This window comes from Sphingomonadaceae bacterium OTU29LAMAA1, from assembly GCA_024072375.1.
GTDB lineage: Bacteria > Pseudomonadota > Alphaproteobacteria > Sphingomonadales > Sphingomonadaceae > Sphingomonas.
Genome location: CP099617.1, coordinates 897829 through 920500, shown reverse-complemented (window position 1 = coordinate 920500; position 22672 = coordinate 897829). Strand labels below are relative to the sequence as shown.

The window sequence follows — 22672 nt, the reverse complement described above, 5'->3', positions numbered from 1 at the left end:
TGATGGAAGGGTAAGCGTCAGGCCATGTCGGTCGGACCGGAACAGGCAGGGCGTGCATCGCCCGGCACCCGCATCAGCGCTGCTCGCCGGATGGGCGCAGTAGCGGACGTGCGCCTGTCGGGCGCGATCGATGATTTCTTTCTTGCCGACGATGTGCGGCTCGACGAGCGGACCCGGCTGACGCTGGGCCGGTTCCTCGCTGCGGTCGTGCAGGAAATCGAGACCGAGATACGCCGGCACGCTGCCCGGCTGCTGGCGGGGCAAGGGGTCGATCGGCTGGCGGAAGGTCTGCTGCGCGGTCATGAAGATGTCGTACGGCGGCTGTCGCGCGCGGGCTTGTTGCGTGATCGGCTGCTGATGGACGAGGTGATCGCGCAGGTGCGATGTGGGCTGATCGGCGATGCGCTGGCACCGATCGTCATCGCGCCGGAGCAGCCTAGTCTGTTGATACGGCTGGCCGATGTCGACGATGGCGTTGTCGCTGCCGCCGCACGGGCGTTGCTGTCAGCGGAGACGCGACGGCGAACCGCAGCGGAACAGGGCCGCATACCGTCAGGGGCACTGCCGGCCGAACGCCATCATCAACTGGTCTGGTGGGTTGCGGCGTCGATCCGCGAAGGCCAGGTCGCATCCGTCGGCGAAGACCCGATCGTCGATCGCGCGATCGTCGAGGCGGCACAACGCAGCCTCTCCGCACACGACGAGGGACAGCGGCCGGAGGCGCTCGCCGTCCGCCTCGCCGCCGCGATCGATGCGCGGACGGACGAGATCGGCGAGCTATTGATCGATGCGCTCGGCGATCGTCGTTTGCTGGTTTTCATCGCCGTACTGGGACGGGCGGTCGATCTGGATTTCGAAGGCGCACGCGCGATCGTACTCGAACCTGAAGGCGATCGGCTTTGGCTGGCATTGCGCGCGGCCGGGCTGGACCGGGCGACGATCGCGACGATCGCGCTTGCACTCGCCGATGCCGATCCCCGCCGCGATATCGAGGCATTCGCCGACGATCTGGACGAGATCGCCGCAATTCCTTTTGCCGCCGCCCGATCGGCGCTGGCGCCGTTGACGCTGCACCACGATCTGCGGCTGGCGATCGATGCATTGGCGCGGGAGGCGACGCGATGAGGGTCGATGGTCTTCCGGACGTGCCGGTCAGTCACGCAACTCTCGATTGCGATGGTCGCCTGATCGCAGCCGACCCGGCGCTGATGGCACTCAACGATCAGGCCGGAGGGGCACTGGGCGATCGACTGGCAGTGCCGCAACTTGCGACGGTCGCACGGCTGGCGTCGCGCTTGGGCATCCTCGTGTCGCGTAGCGTCCGCGTTGCCGATCAGGACGCCGATCTCGATCTATGGGTGCGGGTCCAGCCGGAGGGGCAGGGCGTTCGTATGGCCGTCAGCGGGTGGCGGGAAGTCCGGCCACAGCCGCTTGCCGCCCGCAGCACGATCGTCCTGGACGACGAGGATATGGGATGGGAGACCGACGCCGGGTTGCGGCTGACGTTCGTGTCGATCGATGCTGCGCGACGGTTCGGCGTCGATGCGTTGTCGATGCTGGGCCAACCGGTAACGGCCCTGTTCACACTCGATGCGGCGGGTGACGGTGCGCTCCCGATCCTGGAGGCGGTCGCGCGTCGCAAGCCGATGCGCGAGCAGCGGGCGCGATTGCGCTATGGCGATGTGCGTATGGTGCTGACAGCCGATGTGAAACAGGACGCTGCCGGAGAATTCGCCGGACTGACCGGTGCCGCACGTGCGGCGGAAGCGGAGGCGGAACCCGTGGCCGCCGCACCGGCGGTGTCCGCCAGCTTCACACAGGGGCTGGACAAGGCCTTGCGTAGTCCGCTGGCGAAGATCATCGCTCATGCCGACACGATCCACGCGGAGGCCGAGGGGCCGGTGCAGCGGGATTATGTCGATTATGCATCGGACATCGCCAATGCCGGCCGACATCTGCTGGGGCTGGTCGACGACCTGGTCGATCTGCAGGCGGTGGAACGATCCGATTTTACCCTGCAGACCGAGCCGATCGACCTTGCCGATGTGGCGCGACGGGCATCCGGATTGCTGTCGGTACGCGCCGGCAATGCCGGGGTGGCTATCGCGCGACCCTTACCTGATCTTCGCGTACCGGCGGCGGGCGATTTCGGTCGTGCGCTGCAGATCATGGTCAATCTGATCGGCAATGCCGTGCGGTATTCGCCGGAGGGCGGGGTGGTCAGCGTCACCGTGACCCGGACCGGAAGCATGGCCGAGGCGGTGGTGGCCGATCAGGGCAAGGGCATCGCGCCGCAGGATCAGGAGCGGATCTTCGAGAAGTTCGAGCGTGTCGATCCCTCGGAAGTCGGTGGCAACGGTCTGGGTCTCTATATCGCCCGGCGACTGGCGCGCGCGATGGGGGGCGATCTGACGGTGGAGAGCACGCCCGGTGACGGCGCGCGCTTCACGCTGACGCTGCCCGCCTGACCTTTGATATTCCTGCGTCCGCAGGGCCGGCCTGACTTTTGATGCTCCCACGTTCGCAGGAACGCCGTGACCTACCGCCGCATCCGCCGGGCGACGAGGATCAGCAACAATCCCGCGACCGCCAGCCCCGCGCCACGATCGGCCCACGGCCGCTGGTCGAGCATGAAGCTCGACTGCGGCCAATGGACGTAACCCAGCCCCTGGCCGATCCACAGCAATCCCATCAGCGTCATCAACACGCCGACGGAGAGGAGGACCGGTCGGGCCCGGCGCATCAGCGCTGCGCCACCGGGATGTAGCTACGCTGGGTCGGGCCGGTGTACAGCTGGCGCGGACGGCCGATCTTCTGGTCGGGATCGGTAATCATCTCGTTCCACTGCGCGACCCAGCCGACGGTGCGCGCGAGCGCGAACAGCACGGTGAACATCTCGGTCGGGAAGCCGATCGCCGACAGGATGACGCCCGAGTAGAAATCGACGTTCGGGAACAGCTTCTTCTCGATGAAATAGTCATCCGACAGCGCCAGTTCTTCCAGCCGCAGCGCGGTGTCGAACAGCGGATCGTTGACCTTCAGCGCGTCGAAGACCTCGCGAACCGTCTTCTGCATCACGGTCGCGCGCGGATCGTAGTTCTTGTAGACGCGGTGACCGAAGCCCATCAGGCGGAACGGATCGTTCTTGTCCTTGGCGCGCGCGATATATTCCGGAATCCGCTCCGGCGTCCCGATCTCGCGCAGCATGTTGAGCGCCGCCTCGTTGGCGCCGCCATGCGCCGGCCCCCACAGACAGGCGATGCCCGCCGCGATGCACGCGAAGGGGTTGGCGCCCGACGAACCGGCCAGACGCACGGTCGAGGTCGAGGCATTCTGTTCGTGGTCGGCATGGAGGATGAAGATCCGGTCCATCGCCTTTTCGACCGCCGGGTTCACCTCATACGGCTCGGCCGGAACGCCGAACGTCATGCGCAGGAAGTTGCCGGTGTAGGACAGCGAATTATCGGGATACAGGAACGGCTGGCCGACACTGTACTTGTAGGCCATCGCCGCGATCGTCGGGATCTTGGCGATCAGGCGATGCGATGCGATCGTGCGCTGAACCGGATCGTGGATGTCGGTCGAATCGTGGTAGAACGCCGACAGCGCGCCGACGACGCCGCACATGATTGCCATCGGATGTGCGTCGCGACGGAAGCCCCGGAAGAACGCCGCGAGCTGTTCGTGCACCATCGTATGGCGCGTGATCGTCGTGTTGAACCCGGTCAGCTCGTCCGCCGACGGCAGTTCGCCATTCAGCAGCAGATAGGCGACTTCCATGAAGCTGGAATTTTCGGCGAGTTCGCCGATCGGATAGCCGCGGTGCAGCAGGACGCCCTCGTCGCCGTCGATATAAGTCAGCGCCGACTGGCAAGAGGCGGTCGAGGTGAAGCCGGGATCGTAGGTGAACGAACCGGTCTGCGCGTAGAATTTACGGATATCCACGACGTCCGGACCAACCGAGCCGGACATGACCGGATACTCGAGGTCCTTACCGTCCAGGGATACTTTGGCGGCTTCGGTCATGTCGTCGTCCTTCCTATCAGACTGTCATCCGGTCCGCGATTCGGCCGAGGCTTTCCTCCTTGCCGAGAAGCGCGAGCACGTCGAAGATTCCGGGCGACGTCTTGCGCCCGGTGAGAGCGGCGCGGAGCGGCTGGGCGACCTGACCGAGCTTGACGCCCTGACCGTCGGCCACCTGCCGTACCGCTGCTTCGATTGCCTCCTGATCCCACTGCTGCACCGCGTCAAGCGCGGCGTGCAGTGCAGCGAGGAGCTGCGGCGCACCGCCACCGAGCAGGTCCAGAGCGGCCTGATCCATGTCGAGCGGGCGAACCGCAAATAGGAACCGGGCGCCGTCGCTCAGTTCGTTGAGATTGGCTGCCCGCGCCTTCAGCACCGGCATCGCCCGGGTCAGCAGATCGACATCCGGATAACCACCGATGTCGGCCACCAGTCCGGCCAGCCGCGCGTCGTCCGCCTGACGGATGTAGTGCCCGTTGAGGTTTTCCAGCTTCTTGATGTCGAAGCGCGAGGGGCTTTTGCCGACGCCGGCGAGGTCGAACCATTCGGTCGCCTGTTCGCGGCTGATGATCTCGTCGTCGCCATGGCCCCAACCCAGCCGCAGCAGGTAGTTGTCGAACGCTTCGGGCAGGATGCCGAGCTCGTCGCGATATGCCTCGATCCCGATCGCGCCGTGCCGCTTCGACAGCTTCGCGCCATCGGTGCCGTGGATCAGCGGGATGTGGGCGTAGATCGGCTCGGGCCAGCCATTCGCCTTGTAGATCGGCAGCTGGCGGAAAGCGTTGTTGAGGTGATCGTCGCCACGGATGACGTGCGTCACGCCCATGTCGTGATCGTCGACCACCACCGCGAGCATATAGGTCGGTGTGCCGTCGGATCGCAGCAGGATGAGGTCGTCGAGCTCGGCGTTCTGGACCGTGACCGATCCCTGCACGCGATCCTCGATCGTCGTCGCACCGTCCTGCGGGGCCTTGAGCCGCACGACGTAAGCCGGGCCCTCCGGATGATCCGTGCGATCGCGCCATGGCGAGCGGACGCGCAACGGCTGCTTCGCCGCCTGCGCCGCAGCGCGCTGCGCGGCGATCTCTTCTTGTGTCATGTAGCAGCGATATGCGTGACCGCTCGCCACCATCTGGTGCGCGACCTCGGCGTGGCGGTCGGCGCGGGCGAACTGGAAGACCGCGTCGCCATCCCAGTCGATGCCCAGCCACGTCAGCCCAGACAGGATCGCGTCGATCGCCGGCTGCGTCGATCGCGCGCGATCGGTATCCTCGATCCGCAGCAGGAACGTGCCGCCGTGATGGCGCGCATAGAGCCAATTGAACAGCGCCGTGCGGGCGCCGCCAAGGTGCAGATATCCCGTCGGCGACGGCGCGAAACGCGTCACGATACCGGTCTTCGGGTGGGCCGCCGCGCCGGCGTCCTGATCAATCATTGCGCTCAACCGCGCCTGCTCCCACAGTTCGTAAGGTCATGGCCAGTTCAGCCGCTGCGGCCCCTAGCACGCGCCCCCAGCGCCTTCAAACGCCGCAAACGCTTCAGGCGTTGCACGATAGTGTCGAAGCGTGGCTCGATGCCGAGCGGGATCAAGTGGTTCTGTGGCTGCCGGTCGCACTGGGTATCGGTATCGCCGGCTGGTTTCTGCTGCCGGATGCGCCGCATTGGCGTATCGCGATCCTCCTGTGCGTTGCCATCGCCCTTGGAGCACTCGCGGCGGCGCGGGGCGGACGGGCGACGCATGCCGTCGCGATCGGAGCGCTGACGGTCGCGGCGGGACTGGGGCTGACGTGGTGGCGTGCGGATCGCGTCGCCGCGCCGGTGCTCGCCAGACCGGCGGTCGTGCAGGTCGCCGGCCAAGTGGAACGGCTGGAACCGCTGGCGGCGCGCGATCTGGTGCGGCTGACGATACGGACCGATGCGGGCATCGGCCTGCCGCCCCGCATCCGCGTCAATCTGGCCCAGGCCGATGTTCCGGCCACACTGGCGCAAGGCGCGCGTGTCGTATTGCGGGCGAGGCTGATGCCTCCGCCCGCTGCGTCGGTGCCCGGCGCCTATGACTTCGCGCGGGTCGCGTGGTTTTCCGGGATCGGTGCGACCGGCCGCGGCTTCGCACCGGTAACGGTGATCGCATCGGGCAAGCCGGTCGGCAATCTGCGGACGTCGCTGACCACGCATATCACGGATCGGCTGGAGGGCAGCCGGGGTGGCATCGCCGCTGCTCTCGCCACCGGCGACGAGGGTGCGATCGCGCAAGCCGATTCCGAGGCGATGCGGCGGGCAGGGCTGGCGCATCTGCTGTCGGTCAGCGGATTGCATATCACGGCCGCAGTTGCCGCTACGATGGCGGTCGTCCTGCGGCTGCTCGCCCTCTCGCCGTGGCTCACGATACGGGTACGCCTGCCGCTGGTGGCGGCGGGCGCGGGGGCGGGCGCCGCGATCGGCTATACCTTGCTGACCGGCGCCGAAGTGCCGACGATCCGGTCCTGCGTCGCCGCGCTGCTCGTGCTGGCGGCGCTGGCGATGGGGCGGCAGGCGGTGACATTGCGTCTGGTCGCGACGGGGGCGCTCGCCGTGCTGCTGGCGTGGCCGGAGGCACTGATGGGGGCGAGCTTCCAGTTGTCGTTCGCCGCGATCGTCGCGATCGTCGCGTTGCACGAGCATCCTCGCGTCGCATCGTGGTTCGCCCCACGGGACGACGGTATGGTCCGCCGGATGGTGCGAGCGTTTGGATCGCTGCTGTTGACTGGTGTCGCGGTCGAGGCCGCGCTGATGCCTATCGCGGTCTTCTACTTCCACAAGGCGGGACTGTACGGCGCCGCCGCGAACATCGTCGCCATTCCGCTGACGACGTTCGTCGTGATGCCGCTGGAGGCGATGGCACTGATCCTCGACGTCTTCGGCCTCGGCGCGCCGGCGTGGTGGCTGACCGATGTGGCGTTGCGACTGCTGCTATGGCTCGCCCATGTCGTCGCAGCGGCACCCGGAGCGGCGGTGCCGGTGCCGTCGATGCCAGCCGCGGCCTTCGGGTGCATGGTGGCGGGCGGACTGTGGCTGGCCCTGTGGCGAACGCGCTGGCGCAGACTGGGGCTGATCCCCTGTGCGATCGGGGCGATCTGGGCCGGTATGGCGTCGCCACCCGATTTGCTGGTGACGAACGATGGCCGGCATATGGCGGCGCGGGTACGCGGCGGGCTGGCCTTGCTGCGCGATCGGGCGGGCGATTACACCCGCAATATGCTGGCCGAGAACGGCGGGGTCGACGGGGAACCACTGTTTCTGGCCGATCAGCCGGACGCGGGCTGCACGCGTGACCTCTGCCTCGTTGAGATCGTCACTAAAGGCAGGCGGTGGCGCGTGCTCGCCACCCGCAGCACCTATCCGGTGGCATGGCCGGAACTGGTCGTCGCCTGCCGCCGGGCGGATATCGTGGTCAGCGAACGCCGCTTGCCACGGGGATGCAGACCGCGCTGGCTGAAGCTGGATGCGCCGACGTTGCGGCGTACCGGCGGGGTGGCGGTGGTGTTCGAGGACAACGTGGCCGCGACAGTCCGTGAGCCGGCCGATCGCCACCCGTGGCTAAACCCGCCCGTCATCATGCCGCCACGTGAACCACGCAGCGGGGATGATGGTCGTTTACGACGGGTGAGGCACGTCCAAACACAGCGCAATCTTGTTCCGCCATCATGATCGCCTAGCGCACGATCGGCTCAGTCGTAGCGGCGCAGGATACCGGAGAGTTTGCCCTGCACCCGCACGTGCGCAGGCGCGTAACGCTGCGGCTCGTACGAGCGGTTTGCGGGATCAAGGCGGATCATCGCCCCTTCGCGACGGAAGTATTTCAGTGTCGCTTCCGCATCCTCAATCAGGGCAACGACGATTTCGCCATCGCGTGCGACGTCGGTGCGGCGGATCAGCGCGTAATCCCCGTCGAGGATACCCGCCTCCACCATCGAATCACCCGATACCTCCAGCGCGTAATGCTCGCCCGATCCCAGCAACGCGGCAGGAACGGCGAGCATCGAACTGCCTTCGAACGCCTCGATCGGCACGCCGGCGGCGATGCGGCCGTGCAGCGGAATCTCGATCACATCATTGGCCGGCGAGGGAGCGGCACGCACGTTCGCTCCCTTTGAGGCCGTCGGCGTCGGCGTGCCCGCCGGTGCGCTGGCCTTGCGCTCGGTTCGTTCGGGCATCCGCAATACTTCGAGCGCCCGCGCCCGGTTGGGGAGGCGGCGGATGAAATGCCGTTCCTCAAGGGCGCTGATCAGGCGATGGACGCCGGACTTGGACTTGAGGTCGAGCGCGTCCTTCATCTCCTCGAACGAGGGTGAGATACCGGTTTCTTCCAGCCGGTCATTAATGAAGCAAACGAGCTCGTGCTGCTTGCGCGTGAGCATGGGCGGTCCTTCCCCGTCAGAACAGACGCGGAACTTCTAGGGAACACAATTAGCGTCGTCAAGCGATGACGAGGATTTCCGCCGAGTCGCCGACGCGGGCGGCGGGGGCGTCGATCGGTCGTACGATCAAGCATTGCGACCGCGCCAGCGTCAGCAGCATCGAGCTGTCCTGTATGGTCGAGGCATAAGCACGGCCGTCGCGAATCTCGGCGCGGAGATAGTCGGTGCGTCCGCCGTTCGGGGGCAGATCCTCGCCCAGAATGATCCGCGTGCTATGCGGCAGGGGATTCCGCGCGCCTGACAGATGTGCGATCGATGGCTTGACGAACAGCAACGCCGTGACGAACGCCGACACCGGATTGCCGGGCAACCCGACGACGACGGTGGACCCGAGGCGGCCCGCCATCATCGGCTTGCCCGGCCGCAGCGCGATACGCCAAAAGTCGATGACGCCGCCCGCTGCCTCGATCGCGGGGCGAACGAGGTCGTGATCGCCGACGGATGCGCCACCGGTGGTCACGAGCACGTCGGCATCCACGGCCGCGAACGCATCCCGCAACGTGGTGAGATGGTCAGGAAGAATGCCGAGATCAACGATCTGAACCGGCAGGTCTGCGAACATCGCCGACAGCATCGCACGGTTCGATTCGGGCAGGGCGCCGACGTCGTTGCTACCGGGTTCGACCAGTTCGTCGCCGGTTGCGCATATCGCAACGCGGATCTGGCGGCGCACCGACAGGCTCGCGATGCCGGCAGTGGCCATCACTGCAATGCGGGCAGGGGTGATGCGATCACCCGCGACGACGATCCGGTCGCCGTCCGAAAAATCCAGACCGCGCCGGCGTGTGTTGCGGCCGCGTGTCAGCGGGCCTTCGCCGGTCAGGCGGATGGTCGCACCATCGGCGTCGACCTCCTCCTGGATCATCACGGTGTCGGCGCCATCCGGCATCGCCGCCCCAGTGAAAATGCGTATCGCCTCGCCCGGCCCGACGGTGCCGGCCGACGGTCGACCTGCCGCGCTTTCGCCAATTATCGTCCATGGACCGGGGAGATCGGCGAAACGGATCGCATAGCCGTCCATCGCCGACAGGTCGCTCGCGGGTTGGGTGCGACGGGCGTATATATCGCTCGCTGCCCAGCGGCCTGCGGCGCCGGCGAGCGGCACCTCCGCGATCTCGACCGGTTTCGCCATCGCAAACAGATGCGCCTGCGCGTCGGCGATCGGCATCAGCGGCATGACGTCAGGCGTGCCAGTCACCGGACCGCCCGCCCGCTTTTTCCAACAGACGGATCGCCCCGATCGTCATCGCGCGGTCCATCGCCTTCGCCATGTCGTAGATCGTCAACAGCGCGACCGAGACCGCAGTAAGAGCCTCCATTTCGACGCCGGTCTTGCCATCGGTGGCGGTCAGCGCGGTAACGGTGATACCGGTCGCGTCGATCGCCAGATCGACGGTGACGCGGGTGAGGGGGAGGGGGTGGCACAGCGGGATCAGATCCGCGGTCCGCTTGGCGGCCATGATCCCGGCTATCCGGGCCACCGCTAGCACGTCGCCCTTTTTGGCGGCGCCGTCACGGATCGCCTGTAAGGCGTCGGCGGCGATGGCGACGTGACCCGTTGCCACCGCGCGCCGTGCCGTGATCGCCTTGTCGCCGACATCGACCATATGCGCTGCGCCATCCGCATCGATATGCGTCAGGCCGGTCATGCGATCAGCGCCCGCGTCGCGGCCTCGACATCCGGCTGACGCATCAACGCCTCGCCGATCAGGAAGCAGCGAACGCCGTGTTCAGCCATCGCATCGAGGTCGGCGCGCGTTTCCAATCCGCTCTCCGCGATGAAGGTGCAGCCTTTGGGGGCCTTGCCGACCAGTTCGTAGGTACGGGCGAAATCGACGGTGAAGTCGCGAAGGTCGCGGTTGTTGACGCCGATCATACGCGATTTGAGCTTCAGGGCGCGTTCGAATTCATGCCTGTCGTGAACCTCGACCAGCACGTCCATGCCGCAATCCATCGCCGACGCCTCGATCTCCGCCATCTGGTTGTCGTCGAGCGCTGCGACTATGATCAGGATGGCGTCGGCCCCGATCGAGCGGCTCTCGGTCGCCTGCCAAGGGTCGACCATGAAATCCTTGCGGATCACCGGCAGGTCGCAGGCGGCACGCGCCGCGATCAGGTAATCGTCCGACCCCTGAAACCACTGCTCGTCGGTCAGCACCGACAGGCATGCCGCACCGCCCGCCTGATAGGCCCGCGCATGCCCCGGCGGATCGAAGTCTTCGCGGATTAGCCCCTTCGAAGGGCTGGCCTTCTTGATCTCGGCGATCAGCGCCAGACCGGCCCGGCCGTCCAGCGCGGCACGAAATCCCCGCGGCTTGGTAACGTCCGCGATCCGGGCATCCAGATCGGCGAGGCTGGTCGTCGCCTTGCGTGCCGCGACCTCGGCACGTTTGGTTTCGATGATTCGGGACAGGATGGTCATCGGTAGGCGATCCAGCGGTCGAGCAGCGCACCGGCGCTGCCATCGTCGAGAACATGCGCGGCCATCTGCGCGCCCGCGACCAGCGATGCGCCGCGTCCGGCCACCACCAGCGCGGCTGCGGCGTTGAGCAGCACCGCATCGCGATACGCACCCTGCTCGCCCGCGAGCAGCCGACGCAGCGCGGCGGCGTTATAGGCGGGATCGCCGCCGCGGATGGCGGCGAGCGGATGGCGGGGCAGGCCGGCATCTTCGGGCACGATCCGGCCCGGCAGCGCGGCGGCGCCGACATTCACGGCGAGGCTTGGGCCGGCGGTCGACAGTTCGTCCAGTCCCTCTTCCCCGGAGATGACCGCAGCACGTTCGCTGCCGAGCTGCTCCAGCGCCCCGGCATAAAGGGTGGCGTAGTCGGGACGGGCGATGCCGATCAGCTGGCAGGTGACCCGCGCGGGGTTGGCGAGCGGACCCATCAGGTTAAACACGGTACGCTTGCCGATGCGGCGGCGGATCGGCGTGATCCGGGCCATCGCGGGATGATGGTTCGCAGCGAACAGGAACGCGATGCCAAGTTCGGCAAGGCTGCCCTCTGCAGTCGCGCCGGCAATCGCCATGTCGAGGCCGATCGCCTCCAGAGTGTCGGCGGCGCCGGCCTTTGACGAGGCGGCGCGGTTGCCATGCTTGGCAACGGGAACGCCGCACGCCGCCACGACGAGCGCGACCGCAGTCGAGACGTTCAGCGTGTGGTGACCATCTCCGCCGGTACCGCAAACGTCGATGGCGCCTGCCGGAGCGGCGATCGGGATCATCCGTTCGCGAAGGGCGCGTGCCGCCTCAGCAATCTCGATGCTGGTTTCGCCGCGATCGGACAGGGCAATGAGGAATTCGCCGATTGCGTCCGCCGACGCGCGGGCGTCGAGGATGTCGGCGAAGGCCTGCGCCGCGGTCTCCCGCGCCAGCGGGGTCGATGGATCGGGAAGCAACGTGAAAGCGGTCACGCGTGCGCCTTCACGGGGATGCCGGCGATGCGCAGGAAGTTCGCCAACATTGCATGGCCATGTTCGGTGGCGATGCTTTCGGGGTGGAACTGAACGCCGTGGATGGGCAGCGTCTCGTGCCGGAAGCCCATGACGTTGCCGTCCTCCGCCCGCGCATTGACCACCAGCGGCGCAGGCACGTCGTTGACGATCAGGCTGTGATACCGGGTCGCGGTGAAGGGCGAGGGCAGGTCCTGAAACAGGCCGGTGCCGTCGTGGATCACGGGCGAGGTCTTGCCGTGCATCAGGCCGCCCCGTTCCACCCGACCGCCGAAATGGTGGCCGATCGCCTGATGGCCGAGGCACACGCCGAGCAGCGGGCGGCCGGCGTCCGCGGCGGCGGCGACGAGGTCGAGGCTGACGCCCGCCTCGGTCGGGGTGCAGGGCCCCGGCGAAATGAGGAACGCCTGCGCCCCCGATGACAGCGCTTGGCCGGCCGAAATGGCGTCGTTGCGCACCACCTCGACCTCGCTACCCAATTCCATCAGGTAGTGGACAAGGTTCCAGGTAAAGCTGTCGTAATTGTCGACGACGAGGATCATCGCGCCGCCATAGCCGATGGCCACCGCCGCGCAACGTCTGTTGCAATCTTGCGAGCCCGCAATCTTGCGGCAATGTGTCGCGTCCTATTGCGGACGGGGCGCCGCAGCGTGGGAGACAATCGTGCCTTCCACACGTTGAGCCCGCGAAGGAGACGCCCGTCATGATCCGCCCGTTGCTTTTCGCCGTCCTGATCGGCCTGCCGTCGATCGCGGGAGCGCAGACCGCGCCAGCGGATGACGCACAGGCGGGCACATCGGCATCCTCGCCGCCACAGCGTGTGCGCAGCGTCACGCTAGGTGCGGGGCAATCCTGTCCGCAGAGCAGCGATACCGAAATCGTCGTCTGTTCGACGCTCGACCAACCGTATCGCATTCCGAAGCAGTTCCGTGACAGCGGTCCAATCCCGGCGCAGAACCAGGCTTGGGGAAATCGCGTGGCGACGGTGGATCAGGTCAGCCGCGTCGCTGGCGGTCTGCCGGATACATGCTCGGCGGTCGGTACCGGCGGTCAGAGCGGATGTGCGCTGGCGACGAACCGTGCGTGGGCGGCGGAGCGGCGTGCCCAGCGGGATGCGGAGAGCCAGGTTCCCTGAAGGTGCCGCGACCCGCGTCATCGTGAGCGGAGGCGGGTGGCTTCAGGCTAATCCAGCTATTGAGCGAAGCTACCCTCCGCAGCCCGGGCGATAGCGTCGCGCGCGGCAGCGAGGATGGCGCCTGCCTTCGCCTCGCATTCGCGCTGTTCGTATTCGGGAATGCTGTCGGCGACGATGCCGGCACCGGCCTGTGCGTGGATCGTCCCGTCCTTCACGATCGCGGTGCGCAGGACGATACAGGAATCCATCGATCCGTCGGGCGAGAAATAGCCGACGCCGCCTGCGTATGCGCCGCGCCGCTCGGGTTCCAGTTCGGCGATGATCTGGCAGGCGCGCACCTTGGGCGCGCCGCTGACGGTGCCGGCGGGGAAGCCGGCAAACAGCGCGTCGATCGCGTCGGCTGCCGGCGAAAGGTCACCGACCACGTTCGAAACGATGTGCATGACGTGGCTGTAGAATTCGATGCCGTAGCTTGCTGTGACGCGAACCGATCCGGGTGCGGCGGCGCGACCGACGTCGTTGCGTCCGAGATCGAGCAGCATAAGATGTTCGGCGCGCTCTTTCGGATCGGCGAGCAGGCTGTCGCGGTTCGCCTCATCCTCCGCGGCGGTCTTGCCCCGCGGCCGCGTGCCGGCGATCGGCCGGATCGTGACCTGCCCGTCGCGGACGCGGACGAGGATTTCGGGGCTCGACCCGATCAGCGCGAAGCCAGGCAGGTCGAGATGATAAAGGAACGGAGACGGGTTGATTCGGCGCAGGCTGCGGTAGAGTTCGAGCGGCGGCAGCGTGAACGGTGTGGAAAACCGCTGCGCCAGCACGACCTGGAATACGTCACCGGCGCGAATGTAATCCTGAGCCCGCGTTACCATCGCCGCGTAGCGCTCGGGCGCCATCGCGGGCGTGTAGACCGATTCGATCGGCTCGACGCGTACAGGCGCGGGCAGGGGCGTGTTCGCGAGGGCCGCAGCGGTTGCGTCCAGCCGCTCCTCCGCCGCCGCCAGCAGGGTCGCGGGGTCGCGCGACGCATCCGGCCATACCGGCGCGACGAGGTACAAAGCGTCCGCCAGACGATCGAACACGCAGATCACGGTGGGCCGCACGAACAGCATGTCGGGAAGGTCCAGCGGGTCGGCGGCCGGCTGATCGAGCCGCTCGACGAGGCCGATGGTTTCGTAGCCGAAATACCCGACGAGGCAGGCGAGCGCGCGTGGTAGCTCCGCCGGTACGTCGCCACGGCATTCCGCCACCAATGCGCGCAACGCCGTCAGCGTCGACTGGCCGGCGGGTTCGAACGCGTCGCGATCGGTTGCCCAGTGGCGATTGATCTCCGCGACGTTTCCGCGCGCGCGAAAGACGAGATCCGGGGCAAGTCCAATCAGGCTGTGGCGACCGCGTGTCGCGCCACCCTCCACCGATTCGAGCAAATAGTCGCCCCGACCGGCCTCGATCAGCTTCAGTGCGGCGGCGACCGGCGTTTCCGTGTCGGCGACCTGCCGCCGCCAGACGAACGCGGGTCGTCCTGCGGCCAGCGCCGCCATGTTGGCGCGGTAGCCGTCCACTCTAGTTGCCGTTGCCGGCCAGATCGGCGCGCACCTTCGCGAGCGCTGCCGCATCGGTCTTGACACCCACGGCGATGCGGACGGCGCGAGCGAATTGCTCGGCATATTCGCGGCCGACGATCCGCGCGATGCTGCCACGGGCGCCCGCAACGGCTTCCGGTGTTCCTGCCGCATTGCCGGGTATGATCGTATCAAGCTTGACGATCATCCAGCCGGCATTGTTCGGTGCCTCCAGCAGCTTGGCATTGCCCTTCGCCATGCTGAACATCAGTGCGAGCGCGGGCTGGACGTCGCCTTGAGCCGACGTCAGCTGCGCCCGGGTCGCGCTGGCTGGCTGCACCGGCGGCAGCGTGCGGCCCGACGATGCCAGCGCCTGCGCCAGCGGCGTCCCCTTGTTGACCTTGGCGAGGATATCGGAGGCGAGCCTGCGTGCGGCGGCGCGGGCGCGATCGGCGGTCACGTCGGCGACGACGCGGTCACGCACCTGCGCCAGCGGTCGTGGCGCAGCGCCGACGACGCGGCCGATCGCGACCATCGCGAAGCCACCCTCGGAACCGACCGGCACCAGCTGTGCAGGGTCCCCTTCCGCCATCTGGAAGGCGGCAGCGACGATCGGTGTGATCGCCGGATCGGCAGCGCCGGCGGGAGCATCGGGATTGCCGCCGTCGGCGAGCAGCGCCGGCGTGGTCTGCGCCGCCAGCTTCTGATCGGCGACCGCCTCATCGAAGGTCGCGTTCTTGGCGAGCGCATCGTCAAGCTTGTCGTGCACGTCCGACAATGCTTGTTGCAGCTTTTGCTTCGTCAGTTCGGTCACCAGTTCGGGCCTCGCCTGTTCAAGCGTCTTGCCGGCGACCTGTTCGATTCCTTCGATTCGGGCGACGATCCAGCCGAGCGGACCGCGCACCGGGCCGATCACGCCACCCTGCTGCGCAGCGAAGGCGGCATCGGCGATCCCGGCGGTGCTGGCGGCGGCATAGGCCTGCTTGGTCACGCCGCTTTGTATGGCGGGCTCCAGACCGGCGGCGCGGGCCGCATCGGCGATCGACGTTCCGCCCTTCACCTTCGCGGCGAGGGTGTTCGCGCCAGCCTGATCGGCGATCACGACTTGGCTGATCGTCCGCTTTTCAGCAGCGGCGAAGCGCGGCGCTTGCTGGCGATAGGCTGCGGCGACCTCGGCGTCGGTCGGTACGGCGCGCGCCTTGACCTGGTCGGGCGAGACGAGCGCGTAACGGATGATGCGACGTTCCGGCACGGTGTAGCGCGCGATGTTGCGACGGTAGAACGCCTGGAGCTCGACGTCGGTCGGCGCGGCGCCGGTGTCCACCGCCTTGGCGGGAATAAAGGCGACCTGACCACTCCGTTTTTCCAGCAGCAGCGAGGCATAGGGCAGTGCGACCTTCATCGGCACCTGGGTTGCACCCTGTGTCGGCAGCATCAGTTGCTGCGCGATGATATCGCGGGCGATGTCGGTACGAACCTGAGCGTCGGTCAGCTTCTGATCGGCAAGCAGACGCTGATAATTGGCCGGGTCGAACTGGCCGTTGGGTCCGCGCAAGCCCGGAATGCTCGCGATCACGCCGTCGATCGACCGCTTGCTGACGACCATGCCCTGATCGCGACCGAATTCCTCGAGCGCGATGCCGTTGATCGTACGGTCGAGCACCGATTGGAGGCCGCCCTGCGCCAACAGCTGTTCCATCGTCGCGGCCGGTTGTTGCTGGCGTGCGGCCTGCAATTCGGTCTGGACGCGGCTGCGCAATTCGGCCGCGCCGACCTTTCCACCACCGACGGTCGCGACGTTGTCGCCCGACAGCGTCATCGCACCGCCGCCCATGCCCGTGATGTCACCCGCGGCGAAGGCCAGTGCGATCACGCCCAGCACGATAAAGGTGACGACGATGCCGGCCTTGGAATTGATGATCCGGCGAAAGAAGCTGAGCATGGAGAGGCCATCGTCCCTTGAACAATCGGCCTCGCTTTAGGGGGGCTGCGCCTTGCCATCAAGCACGTGGCGCGGCATTGCCTGTTTAACGTGTAAAACAGGAGGCTGGATGACGCGGCGCAAGCTCGTGGCGGGCAATTGGAAGATGAACGGTTCGCGCGCGAGCCTGTCGGAACTCGACGGCATCGCTGCCGCGGCGGCAGCGGCGCCCGGCATCGATGTCGCCATCGCGGTGCCGTTCACACTGATCACACCGGCGGCGGAGCGCGCGCCCACCTTGCAGATCGGCGCGGAGGACGTTCACGAGGCGGACAGTGGCGCGCATACCGGCTGCGTGTCGGCGGCGATGGTGGCCGAGGCCGGCGCACGGTTCGCCATCGTCGGCCATAGCGAACGCCGGGCGGATCAGGGCGAGACGAGCCACGACGCCTGGGCGAAGGCAGCGGCGGCCCGGCGGCAAGGGTTGCATGTGATATCCTGCTGCGGCGAGACCGAGGCGGAACGCGATGCCGATCGGGCCGAACGCGTTGTGCAGGCGCAGATCGAGAAATCGGTGCCGGACAATGCGGACGGCAGCTGGTTCACGCTCGCCTACGAACCACGCTGGGCGATCGGCACCGGGCGTACCCCGACGCTGGAACAGATCGCCGCGATCCACGCCATCGCCCGCGCCAAGCTGCGCATGCTTATCGGCGATGCGGCGGACGGGGTCCGCATCCTCTATGGCGGATCGGTGACCGGCGAGAATGCTGCGACGATCCTCGCTTGTGAAAATGTCGATGGGGCGCTGGTCGGCGGCGCGAGCCTGACCGCGGCGAAGCTGGTGCCGATCATCAAGGCAGCTGCGGGGGTTTAGGGGCTGATTGCCTCGGGCTGGCCAAGCGTCTTCCGTGACCCCGGCCTTGTTCCGGGGTGACGAAGCGCTAGGAGCCGCGCCGGTCAGCGTTGCGAAAGGCGGGGCGGTGCATCATCTGGGGATGATGACGGCTCCCACCCCCTTGCGCGACAGGCTCGGTGCGGCGGCACTGACTGCGGCGATCGTGGTGGCGCTCGGCTACGCACTGGTGCTGGGGCTGGCGTTCAGGGGGGCGCCGGTCGCGATGCAGGAGGCGTTGTCGACGTTCGTCGTCGCGCCCGAACCCCCGCCGCCGGAGCGCGGGATCCCGCCGCCACGCAAGATCAATCGGCCGAGCGGCAAGGCGTCGCCGCCGAACCTGCGGTCGAAGGCGACCGAGGTGACCGCGCCGATTCCCGTGATCCAGATCGCGCCGCCGCCGCCGATCGTGGTCGCACCGCTGCCCAACATCGGTGTGCAGGCGACGTCCGGCGCATCGGATCGCGCGGGGCCGGGCACCGGCGCGGGCGGGATCGGCAACGGCAATGGCGCCGGCGGGGACGGCGATGGCGACGGCAGCGGGCTGGAACGCGTGCCGCGGCTGATCAGCGGGCGAATCAAGGGCTCGGATATCCCCGATGCAATCCTTGACGTCGGGTTTCGCGGCGTCGTCGGCGTGCGCTATCGCGTCGAGACGGACGGGCGCGTGACCGGGTGCAGCGTCGTGCGATCGAGCGGTAACGCGCTGATGGACCAGGCGACCTGCCGCGCCATCGAGAAGCGCTTTCGCTACGATCCCTGGCGCGATGTCGGCGGACGGCCGGTGCGATCGACGGTGCTGCGCGATCAGCAATGGGATATCGATCCGCCAACGATCGACGGGTGAGCGCGGACGGATCGGTGTTCGGGGTCGGCCGGTCGTTCTGTTTTACTTGGTGAACCCAGACGTATTCGAGGGTGAGGCCACACGTGATGCTGGAGCCTCTCGTGATCCCCTCGCGGCACGGTGGACCCCGGAACAAGTCCGTATTTATCCCACCAAGACAAGTGCCTTCCCGAGCGGAGGCCGGGGAAGAGCAGGGGTTACTTGTCTGAAGGGCATAGCCGCCCAACAAGTCCGGGGTGACGATGCCCTGGGGAAGTTCCGGTCCTGCAAGGGAGGCTGCGAGCCTGGATGTCGTGACCGGACGTTAGCGCGAATACCGCTGCTTCAGCATCGCATAGCAGGCGCGCAGGGCGTAGGCGTCGCCGCCTTTCGGGCGACCGGGCTTGGCGCTGGGGCGCCAGGCGAAGACGTCCATATGGGCCCAGGCGACGCCCTTCGGCACGAAGCGGCGGAGGAACAGGGCGGCGGTGATCGCGCCGGCGAACCCGCCATCGGGAGCGTTGACCATGTCGGCGATGTCGGATTTCAGCATCTCGTCATAGCCGTCCCACAGCGGCAGGCGCCACAGCGGGTCGTCCTGCGAAATGCCGGCGGCGAGCAGGTCGGCGGCGAGCGCCTCGTCGTCGGTGAACAGCGGCGGCAGGTCGGGGCCGAGCGCGACGCGGGCGGCGCCGGTGAGCGTGGCGAAATCGAGGATCAGGTCGGGCTCGTCCTCGCCCACCTTGGTGAGGGCGTCGCCGAGGATCAGGCGACCTTCGGCGTCGGTGTTGGTGTTCTCGACGGTCAGGCCCAGCCGCGTGCGCAGCACGTCGCCGGGGCGGAAGGCGTTGCCGGCGATCGCGTTCTCGACCGCGGGGATCAGCAGGTGGAGCCGGATCGGCAGGCGCGCGGCCATCACGAGGCTGGCGAGCGCCAGCGCGTGCGCCGCACCGCCCATGTCCTTCTTCATCAGGCGCATGCCCGACGACGGCTTGATGTCGAGCCCGCCGGTATCGAACACCACGCCCTTGCCGACGATCGCGACTCGCGGGTGGCTAGGGTCGCCCCATTCCAGCTCGATCAGTCGCGGGGCGCGCTCCTTCACCGCAGCCTGTCCGACCGCGTGGATCATCGGATAGCCGGTAGCAAGCGCATCGCCGCGGGTGACCATGAGCGTGGCGCCATGCCGGTGCGCGAGCGTTTTGGCCTGCGCCTCCAGTTCGGCGGGACCGCAGTCGCTGGCGCCCATGTTGACGAGGTCGCGGACCAGCGCGGTCGCGGCGGCGAGGCGCAGAGTTTCCTCGATCCCGGCGGCATCGGTGGTGAGCAGGACGCGCGCAGCGGCGTCTTCGGACTTGCGATAGCGGTCGAAGCGGTACTGGCCGAGCAGCCAGCCGAGCGCGGCGGGACCGATGTCTCCCGCGACGCGATAGGTGCCAGCAGGGAGCGCTTCGACGAGCTTCGCGAGCGTCCACGGGCCGGGGGCGTCGGCGATCACGATGGCCTGCACATCCTCGTCGGCATAGACGGCGTGGGTGCCGGGCTTGCCGGTGAAGCGCTGCGCGGCGAGCGCGGCGCGGACGCGCGGCGGCCGGACCGACAGCCATGCGTCATAGGCATCGGCCGCGATCAGGTCGATCGGACGGGCGGGCTGGCCGCGGTCGGGCTGGAGCAGGGTATCGGGCATCTCAGTTCGCCGGGCTGACGAGGAATTGTTCGTAGCGTTGCGCGCCGTCGGGCTCGGCGAAGGTGCCGATCGACAGCTTCTGCTTGGGATAGGTGACGGTGTAGCGGCGCTGGACGAAGCCGCCGCGCAGGCGCTTGGCCCCGGCGAGTTCAAAGCCGGTGGGTTCGCCGAGCGCGGACAGGCTGGACCGGTAGTCGGCGAGGACCTGAGGCGTGAAATAATAGGAAGCGTTGGCGGTGAGCAGCTTGCGGTCGAGCGTGCCGTTGCGCAGCGAATCGTACATCGCGTGGGCGGCCCTGGTCTTGTCCGCCTCGATCGCGTCCGCGCCCGCGGGCACGACGACCTTGGCGATGCCGCCAGCGATCGCGACGAAAGCATCGCCGAAATCGGCGTTGGTGAGGACGACGATCGCCGCCTTTTGCTCCGGGAACACGATGTTTTCGGAGAGGAAGCCGACCGCTTCGCCGCTATGTTCGATATAAGGCTGGCCGGCGCGCTTCCCCAGGCTGACGCCGAGGCCGTAATTGGTGGTGCTGCCGTCCGCGAGCAGCACCGGCTTTTCCTGCGCCGCCCAGTCGTCGGTGGGGAGCAGGCTGCGGTTGAGTCGCGCGACATCCCATTTGGCAAGATCGGCGGCGCTCATCGACAATTCGCCCGCGGCGAACAGCCAGCCGTCGGCGGGCGGCGGCGCGGCGCGGACCGGGCCGAGGGCGTTGCGGTGGTAGCCGACCGGGAAGCGTCCGCCGATCGCCTTGTCCTGATCGTACGCCGTGATGCCGAGCGGCTTGAAGATGCGCCGGTCGAGGAACGCCATCAGCGGTTCGCCGGCTGCTTTTTCGGCGATCATGCCGGCGACGACATAGCCGGTATTGGAATATTGCCATTGCGTGCCGGGGGCGAAATCGAGCGGCTTCTTGCCCCAGCGATCGACGATCGCCTGGGGCTTGGTCGGCGTTTCCATCGCTTCGAAGCTGTAATCCTGCGGCCAGTAATCCTGCAGGCCGGCGGTGTGGCTGAGCAACTGGCGGATGGTGATCCGGTCGCCGCCGCTGATGCTGGGCAGGTATTTGGCAACGGTGTCGTCCATAGACAGCTTGCCGTCATCCTCGAGCAGGAGCAGCGCGGCGGCGGTGAACTGCTTGGAGATCGATGCGATCTGATAGGGCGCGTCGGTGCGGGCGAGGGTGGCGTCGGATTGCTTGCCGTACGCCTTCACCAGCACGACCTTGCCGCCGCGGACGATCGCGATCTGGGCCGAAGGCGTGCCTGTGGTGGCGAGGCATTCCGCCACGACCTTGTCGACGGCCTTCAACTCGCCGGGCGTCAGCGATTGCGCGGCGAGGGTAGCGGGGGCGGCGGTGAGCGCCAGTGCGGCGGCGAGCGTTCGGAACAGCATCTCCGCTTGCTGCCACATTCGCGCCGCTACGCAACAGGATATTCCCATCAGCCGCACCTTCGTGTCGACGGTCGGCGCCGGCGATCGGCCCTAGCGCTTCGGCCAACGCCAGTCGGGACCGAAGCGCTGGCCGGAAACACGCGTCTCACCCATGTCCTTGGCGAGAGCGATGCTGCGCGCCTGCTCGCTCTCGCCGAGTGCGTCGATCAGAGCGCCGCTGTGCGACACGACGATGATCTGGTACGTCTTCGCGCTGGCGAGCAGCAGTCGGGCCAACGCCGGCAGCAGCGACGGGTGCAGGTTCGCCTCCGGCTCGTTCAGGACCATCAGTTCGGGCGGCCGTGGCGATAGAAGAGCGGCCACCAACAATAGGTAGCGCAACGTGCCGTCCGACAGTTCGCTCGCACCCAGCGGACGGAGCATCCCCGGCTGGCACATGCCGATCGTCGCATGATTGGGACCGCTGGCGGTGAACTCGATCGACGAGCCGACGAAGGCGTCGTCGACCGCGTTGTCGAGCGCAGCACCATCGCCGATGGCATAGATCGTCGAGATTGCGGCGGTCAGATCGCTGCCGTCGCTCGCCAGCACGGGTGTGTAGGTCGTTACCTGCGGGCGGCGGGCAGGCGCGGTCTGATCGGTGCGGAGCGCATCGTAGAAGCGCCAGTTCCGCATCCGCTCCCGCATCAGCAGCAATTCGAGGCCGTCCCTCGGATCGGCGGCATGGGTCACCATCGTATCGAAGGACGACAGGTCCACGGGACTGCGTCGCCATTCGCCGGTCTCGCTGGTGCGCAGCGTGACCAGGGGGCCGCGTCGCTCGGCAAACAGGTTGGCACGGCCGAGCAGTTCGCCGTTCCACATCGCCTCGACCTTGATCTCGGGATCGTTGGCGAATCCTGAACCGGGGACCGGCAAACCGAGGTCGACCGCGTAGCCGAAGTCAGCGCCCGAAAAGCCCAGCTTGAGCGCGATGGGATCCGATCGACGGGTGCCTTGCACCGGCACGCGACCGCTGCGCATGTCGGCACTGATCTTCTCGGGTCCAGCCCACAACACCGAGGACAGGCCACCCTCTTGAGCGAGCGATGCGATGAGCCGTCCCTGCGCGACGTCCGACAACAGGCGAAGCGATCGGTAGAGGCTCGACTTGCCCGATCCATTCGGACCAGTGACGATGGTGAGTGGCGCCAGATCGACCGTCATATCACGGATCGATCGATAGCCGGCGATGGCGAGGCGGGTCATCATCGCCAAAGCTTGCGCCGATGCTCCTGACCCGTCCAGCAGAGCGAGCTAAGAGCCGTTACCGTCGTGGTT

At 67.4% G+C, this 22672-nt stretch carries 20 protein-coding genes; 6 read left to right on the top strand and 14 right to left on the bottom strand.

Features of this window, described 5'->3' with window-relative positions:
- Window positions 1-24: 24 nt before the first annotated feature.
- Together NF699_04625 and NF699_04620 are read left to right on the top strand one after the other, a co-directional pair.
- Window positions 25-1125 (top strand): DUF2336 domain-containing protein, encoded by a 1101-nt coding sequence (locus tag NF699_04625; protein USU05972.1) that lies wholly within the window; start codon window positions 25-27, stop codon window positions 1123-1125.
- Window positions 1122-2468, top strand: a complete 1347-nt coding sequence (locus tag NF699_04620) for an ATP-binding protein (GenBank protein ID USU05971.1) — start codon at window positions 1122-1124, stop codon at window positions 2466-2468. Before NF699_04625 ends, NF699_04620 begins: the two co-directional genes overlap by 4 nt.
- A gap of 71 nt (window positions 2469-2539) precedes the next feature.
- On the opposite strand, the gene NF699_04615 is transcribed toward NF699_04620, so the two are convergent.
- Genes NF699_04615 through gltX form a run of 3 tightly spaced genes read right to left on the bottom strand, consistent with a single transcriptional unit; the run spans window position 2540 to window position 5458 of the window.
- Window positions 2540-2743 (bottom strand): hypothetical protein, encoded by a 204-nt coding sequence (locus tag NF699_04615; protein ID USU05970.1) that lies wholly within the window; start codon window positions 2741-2743, stop codon window positions 2540-2542.
- Window positions 2743-4026, bottom strand: coding sequence for a citrate synthase (locus NF699_04610; protein USU05969.1), 1284 nt, complete (start codon window positions 4024-4026; stop codon window positions 2743-2745). The genes NF699_04615 and NF699_04610 overlap by 1 nt, the downstream gene beginning before the upstream one ends.
- Before the next feature lie 16 nt (window positions 4027-4042).
- Complete coding sequence (gltX, locus tag NF699_04605) at window positions 4043-5458, bottom strand: glutamate--tRNA ligase (protein ID USU06999.1); 1416 nt, start codon at window positions 5456-5458, stop codon at window positions 4043-4045.
- 155 nt (window positions 5459-5613) lie between these two features.
- Here gltX and NF699_04600 point away from each other — a divergent pair, with 155 nt between their 5' ends.
- Entirely contained in the window at window positions 5614-7710 is a 2097-nt protein-coding gene (locus NF699_04600) for a ComEC family competence protein (protein USU05968.1), read from the top strand.
- A gap of 20 nt (window positions 7711-7730) precedes the next feature.
- Here NF699_04600 and lexA read toward each other — a convergent pair whose 3' ends face one another.
- Genes lexA through NF699_04570 form a run of 6 tightly spaced genes read right to left on the bottom strand, consistent with a single transcriptional unit; the run spans window position 7731 to window position 12475 of the window.
- Window positions 7731-8420 (bottom strand): transcriptional repressor LexA, encoded by a 690-nt coding sequence (lexA, locus tag NF699_04595; protein USU05967.1) that lies wholly within the window; start codon window positions 8418-8420, stop codon window positions 7731-7733.
- Window positions 8421-8478: 58 nt separating this feature from the next.
- Complete coding sequence (locus NF699_04590; protein USU06998.1) at window positions 8479-9657, bottom strand: molybdopterin molybdotransferase MoeA; 1179 nt, start codon at window positions 9655-9657, stop codon at window positions 8479-8481.
- Between the two features lie 4 nt (window positions 9658-9661).
- Window positions 9662-10129 carry a cyclic pyranopterin monophosphate synthase MoaC gene (gene moaC, locus NF699_04585; GenBank protein ID USU05966.1) on the bottom strand — a complete coding sequence of 156 codons (468 nt, stop codon included), beginning with the start codon at window positions 10127-10129 and terminating at the stop codon, window positions 9662-9664.
- Window positions 10126-10902, bottom strand: a complete 777-nt coding sequence (gene trpC / locus NF699_04580; protein ID USU05965.1) for an indole-3-glycerol phosphate synthase TrpC — start codon at window positions 10900-10902, stop codon at window positions 10126-10128. Before trpC ends, moaC begins: the two co-directional genes overlap by 4 nt.
- The gene (trpD, locus tag NF699_04575) at window positions 10899-11894 is read right to left on the bottom strand and encodes an anthranilate phosphoribosyltransferase (protein ID USU05964.1); all 996 of its coding nucleotides are present in this window, start codon (window positions 11892-11894) and stop codon (window positions 10899-10901) included. Before trpD ends, trpC begins: the two co-directional genes overlap by 4 nt.
- Complete coding sequence (locus NF699_04570) at window positions 11891-12475, bottom strand: aminodeoxychorismate/anthranilate synthase component II (GenBank protein USU06997.1); 585 nt, start codon at window positions 12473-12475, stop codon at window positions 11891-11893. The genes trpD and NF699_04570 overlap by 4 nt, the downstream gene beginning before the upstream one ends.
- A gap of 161 nt (window positions 12476-12636) precedes the next feature.
- Here NF699_04570 and NF699_04565 point away from each other — a divergent pair, with 161 nt between their 5' ends.
- Window positions 12637-13068: a hypothetical protein gene (locus NF699_04565; GenBank protein USU05963.1), complete on the top strand. Its 432-nt coding sequence runs from the start codon at window positions 12637-12639 to the stop codon at window positions 13066-13068.
- A gap of 56 nt (window positions 13069-13124) precedes the next feature.
- On the opposite strand, the gene trpE is transcribed toward NF699_04565, so the two are convergent.
- Both trpE and NF699_04555 read right to left on the bottom strand, forming a co-directional pair.
- Entirely contained in the window at window positions 13125-14606 is a 1482-nt protein-coding gene (trpE, locus tag NF699_04560) for an anthranilate synthase component I (GenBank protein ID USU06996.1), read from the bottom strand.
- A 22-nt stretch (window positions 14607-14628) separates the two neighbouring features.
- Window positions 14629-16569 carry a SurA N-terminal domain-containing protein gene (locus tag NF699_04555; GenBank protein ID USU05962.1) on the bottom strand — a complete coding sequence of 647 codons (1941 nt, stop codon included), beginning with the start codon at window positions 16567-16569 and terminating at the stop codon, window positions 14629-14631.
- 109 nt (window positions 16570-16678) lie between these two features.
- On the opposite strand from NF699_04555, the gene tpiA reads away from it, so the two are divergent.
- Both tpiA and NF699_04545 read left to right on the top strand, forming a co-directional pair.
- Window positions 16679-17425, top strand: coding sequence for a triose-phosphate isomerase (gene tpiA, locus NF699_04550; GenBank protein ID USU05961.1), 747 nt, complete (start codon window positions 16679-16681; stop codon window positions 17423-17425).
- Window positions 17426-17549: 124 nt separating this feature from the next.
- Complete coding sequence (locus NF699_04545; protein USU05960.1) at window positions 17550-18290, top strand: energy transducer TonB; 741 nt, start codon at window positions 17550-17552, stop codon at window positions 18288-18290.
- Window positions 18291-18594: 304 nt separating this feature from the next.
- On the opposite strand, the gene NF699_04540 is transcribed toward NF699_04545, so the two are convergent.
- The 3 genes from NF699_04540 to NF699_04530 all read right to left on the bottom strand — a co-directional run bounded on the left by NF699_04540 (window position 18595) and on the right by NF699_04530 (window position 22603).
- On the bottom strand, window positions 18595-19956 hold the full coding sequence (locus NF699_04540; GenBank protein USU05959.1) for a leucyl aminopeptidase family protein: 1362 nt from the start codon (window positions 19954-19956) through the stop codon (window positions 18595-18597).
- Between the two features lies 1 nt (window position 19957).
- Window positions 19958-21352, bottom strand: a complete 1395-nt coding sequence (locus NF699_04535) for a beta-lactamase family protein (protein USU06995.1) — start codon at window positions 21350-21352, stop codon at window positions 19958-19960.
- A 90-nt stretch (window positions 21353-21442) separates the two neighbouring features.
- Entirely contained in the window at window positions 21443-22603 is a 1161-nt protein-coding gene (locus NF699_04530) for an AAA family ATPase (protein ID USU06994.1), read from the bottom strand.
- Between the last annotated feature and the right edge of the window lie 69 nt (window positions 22604-22672).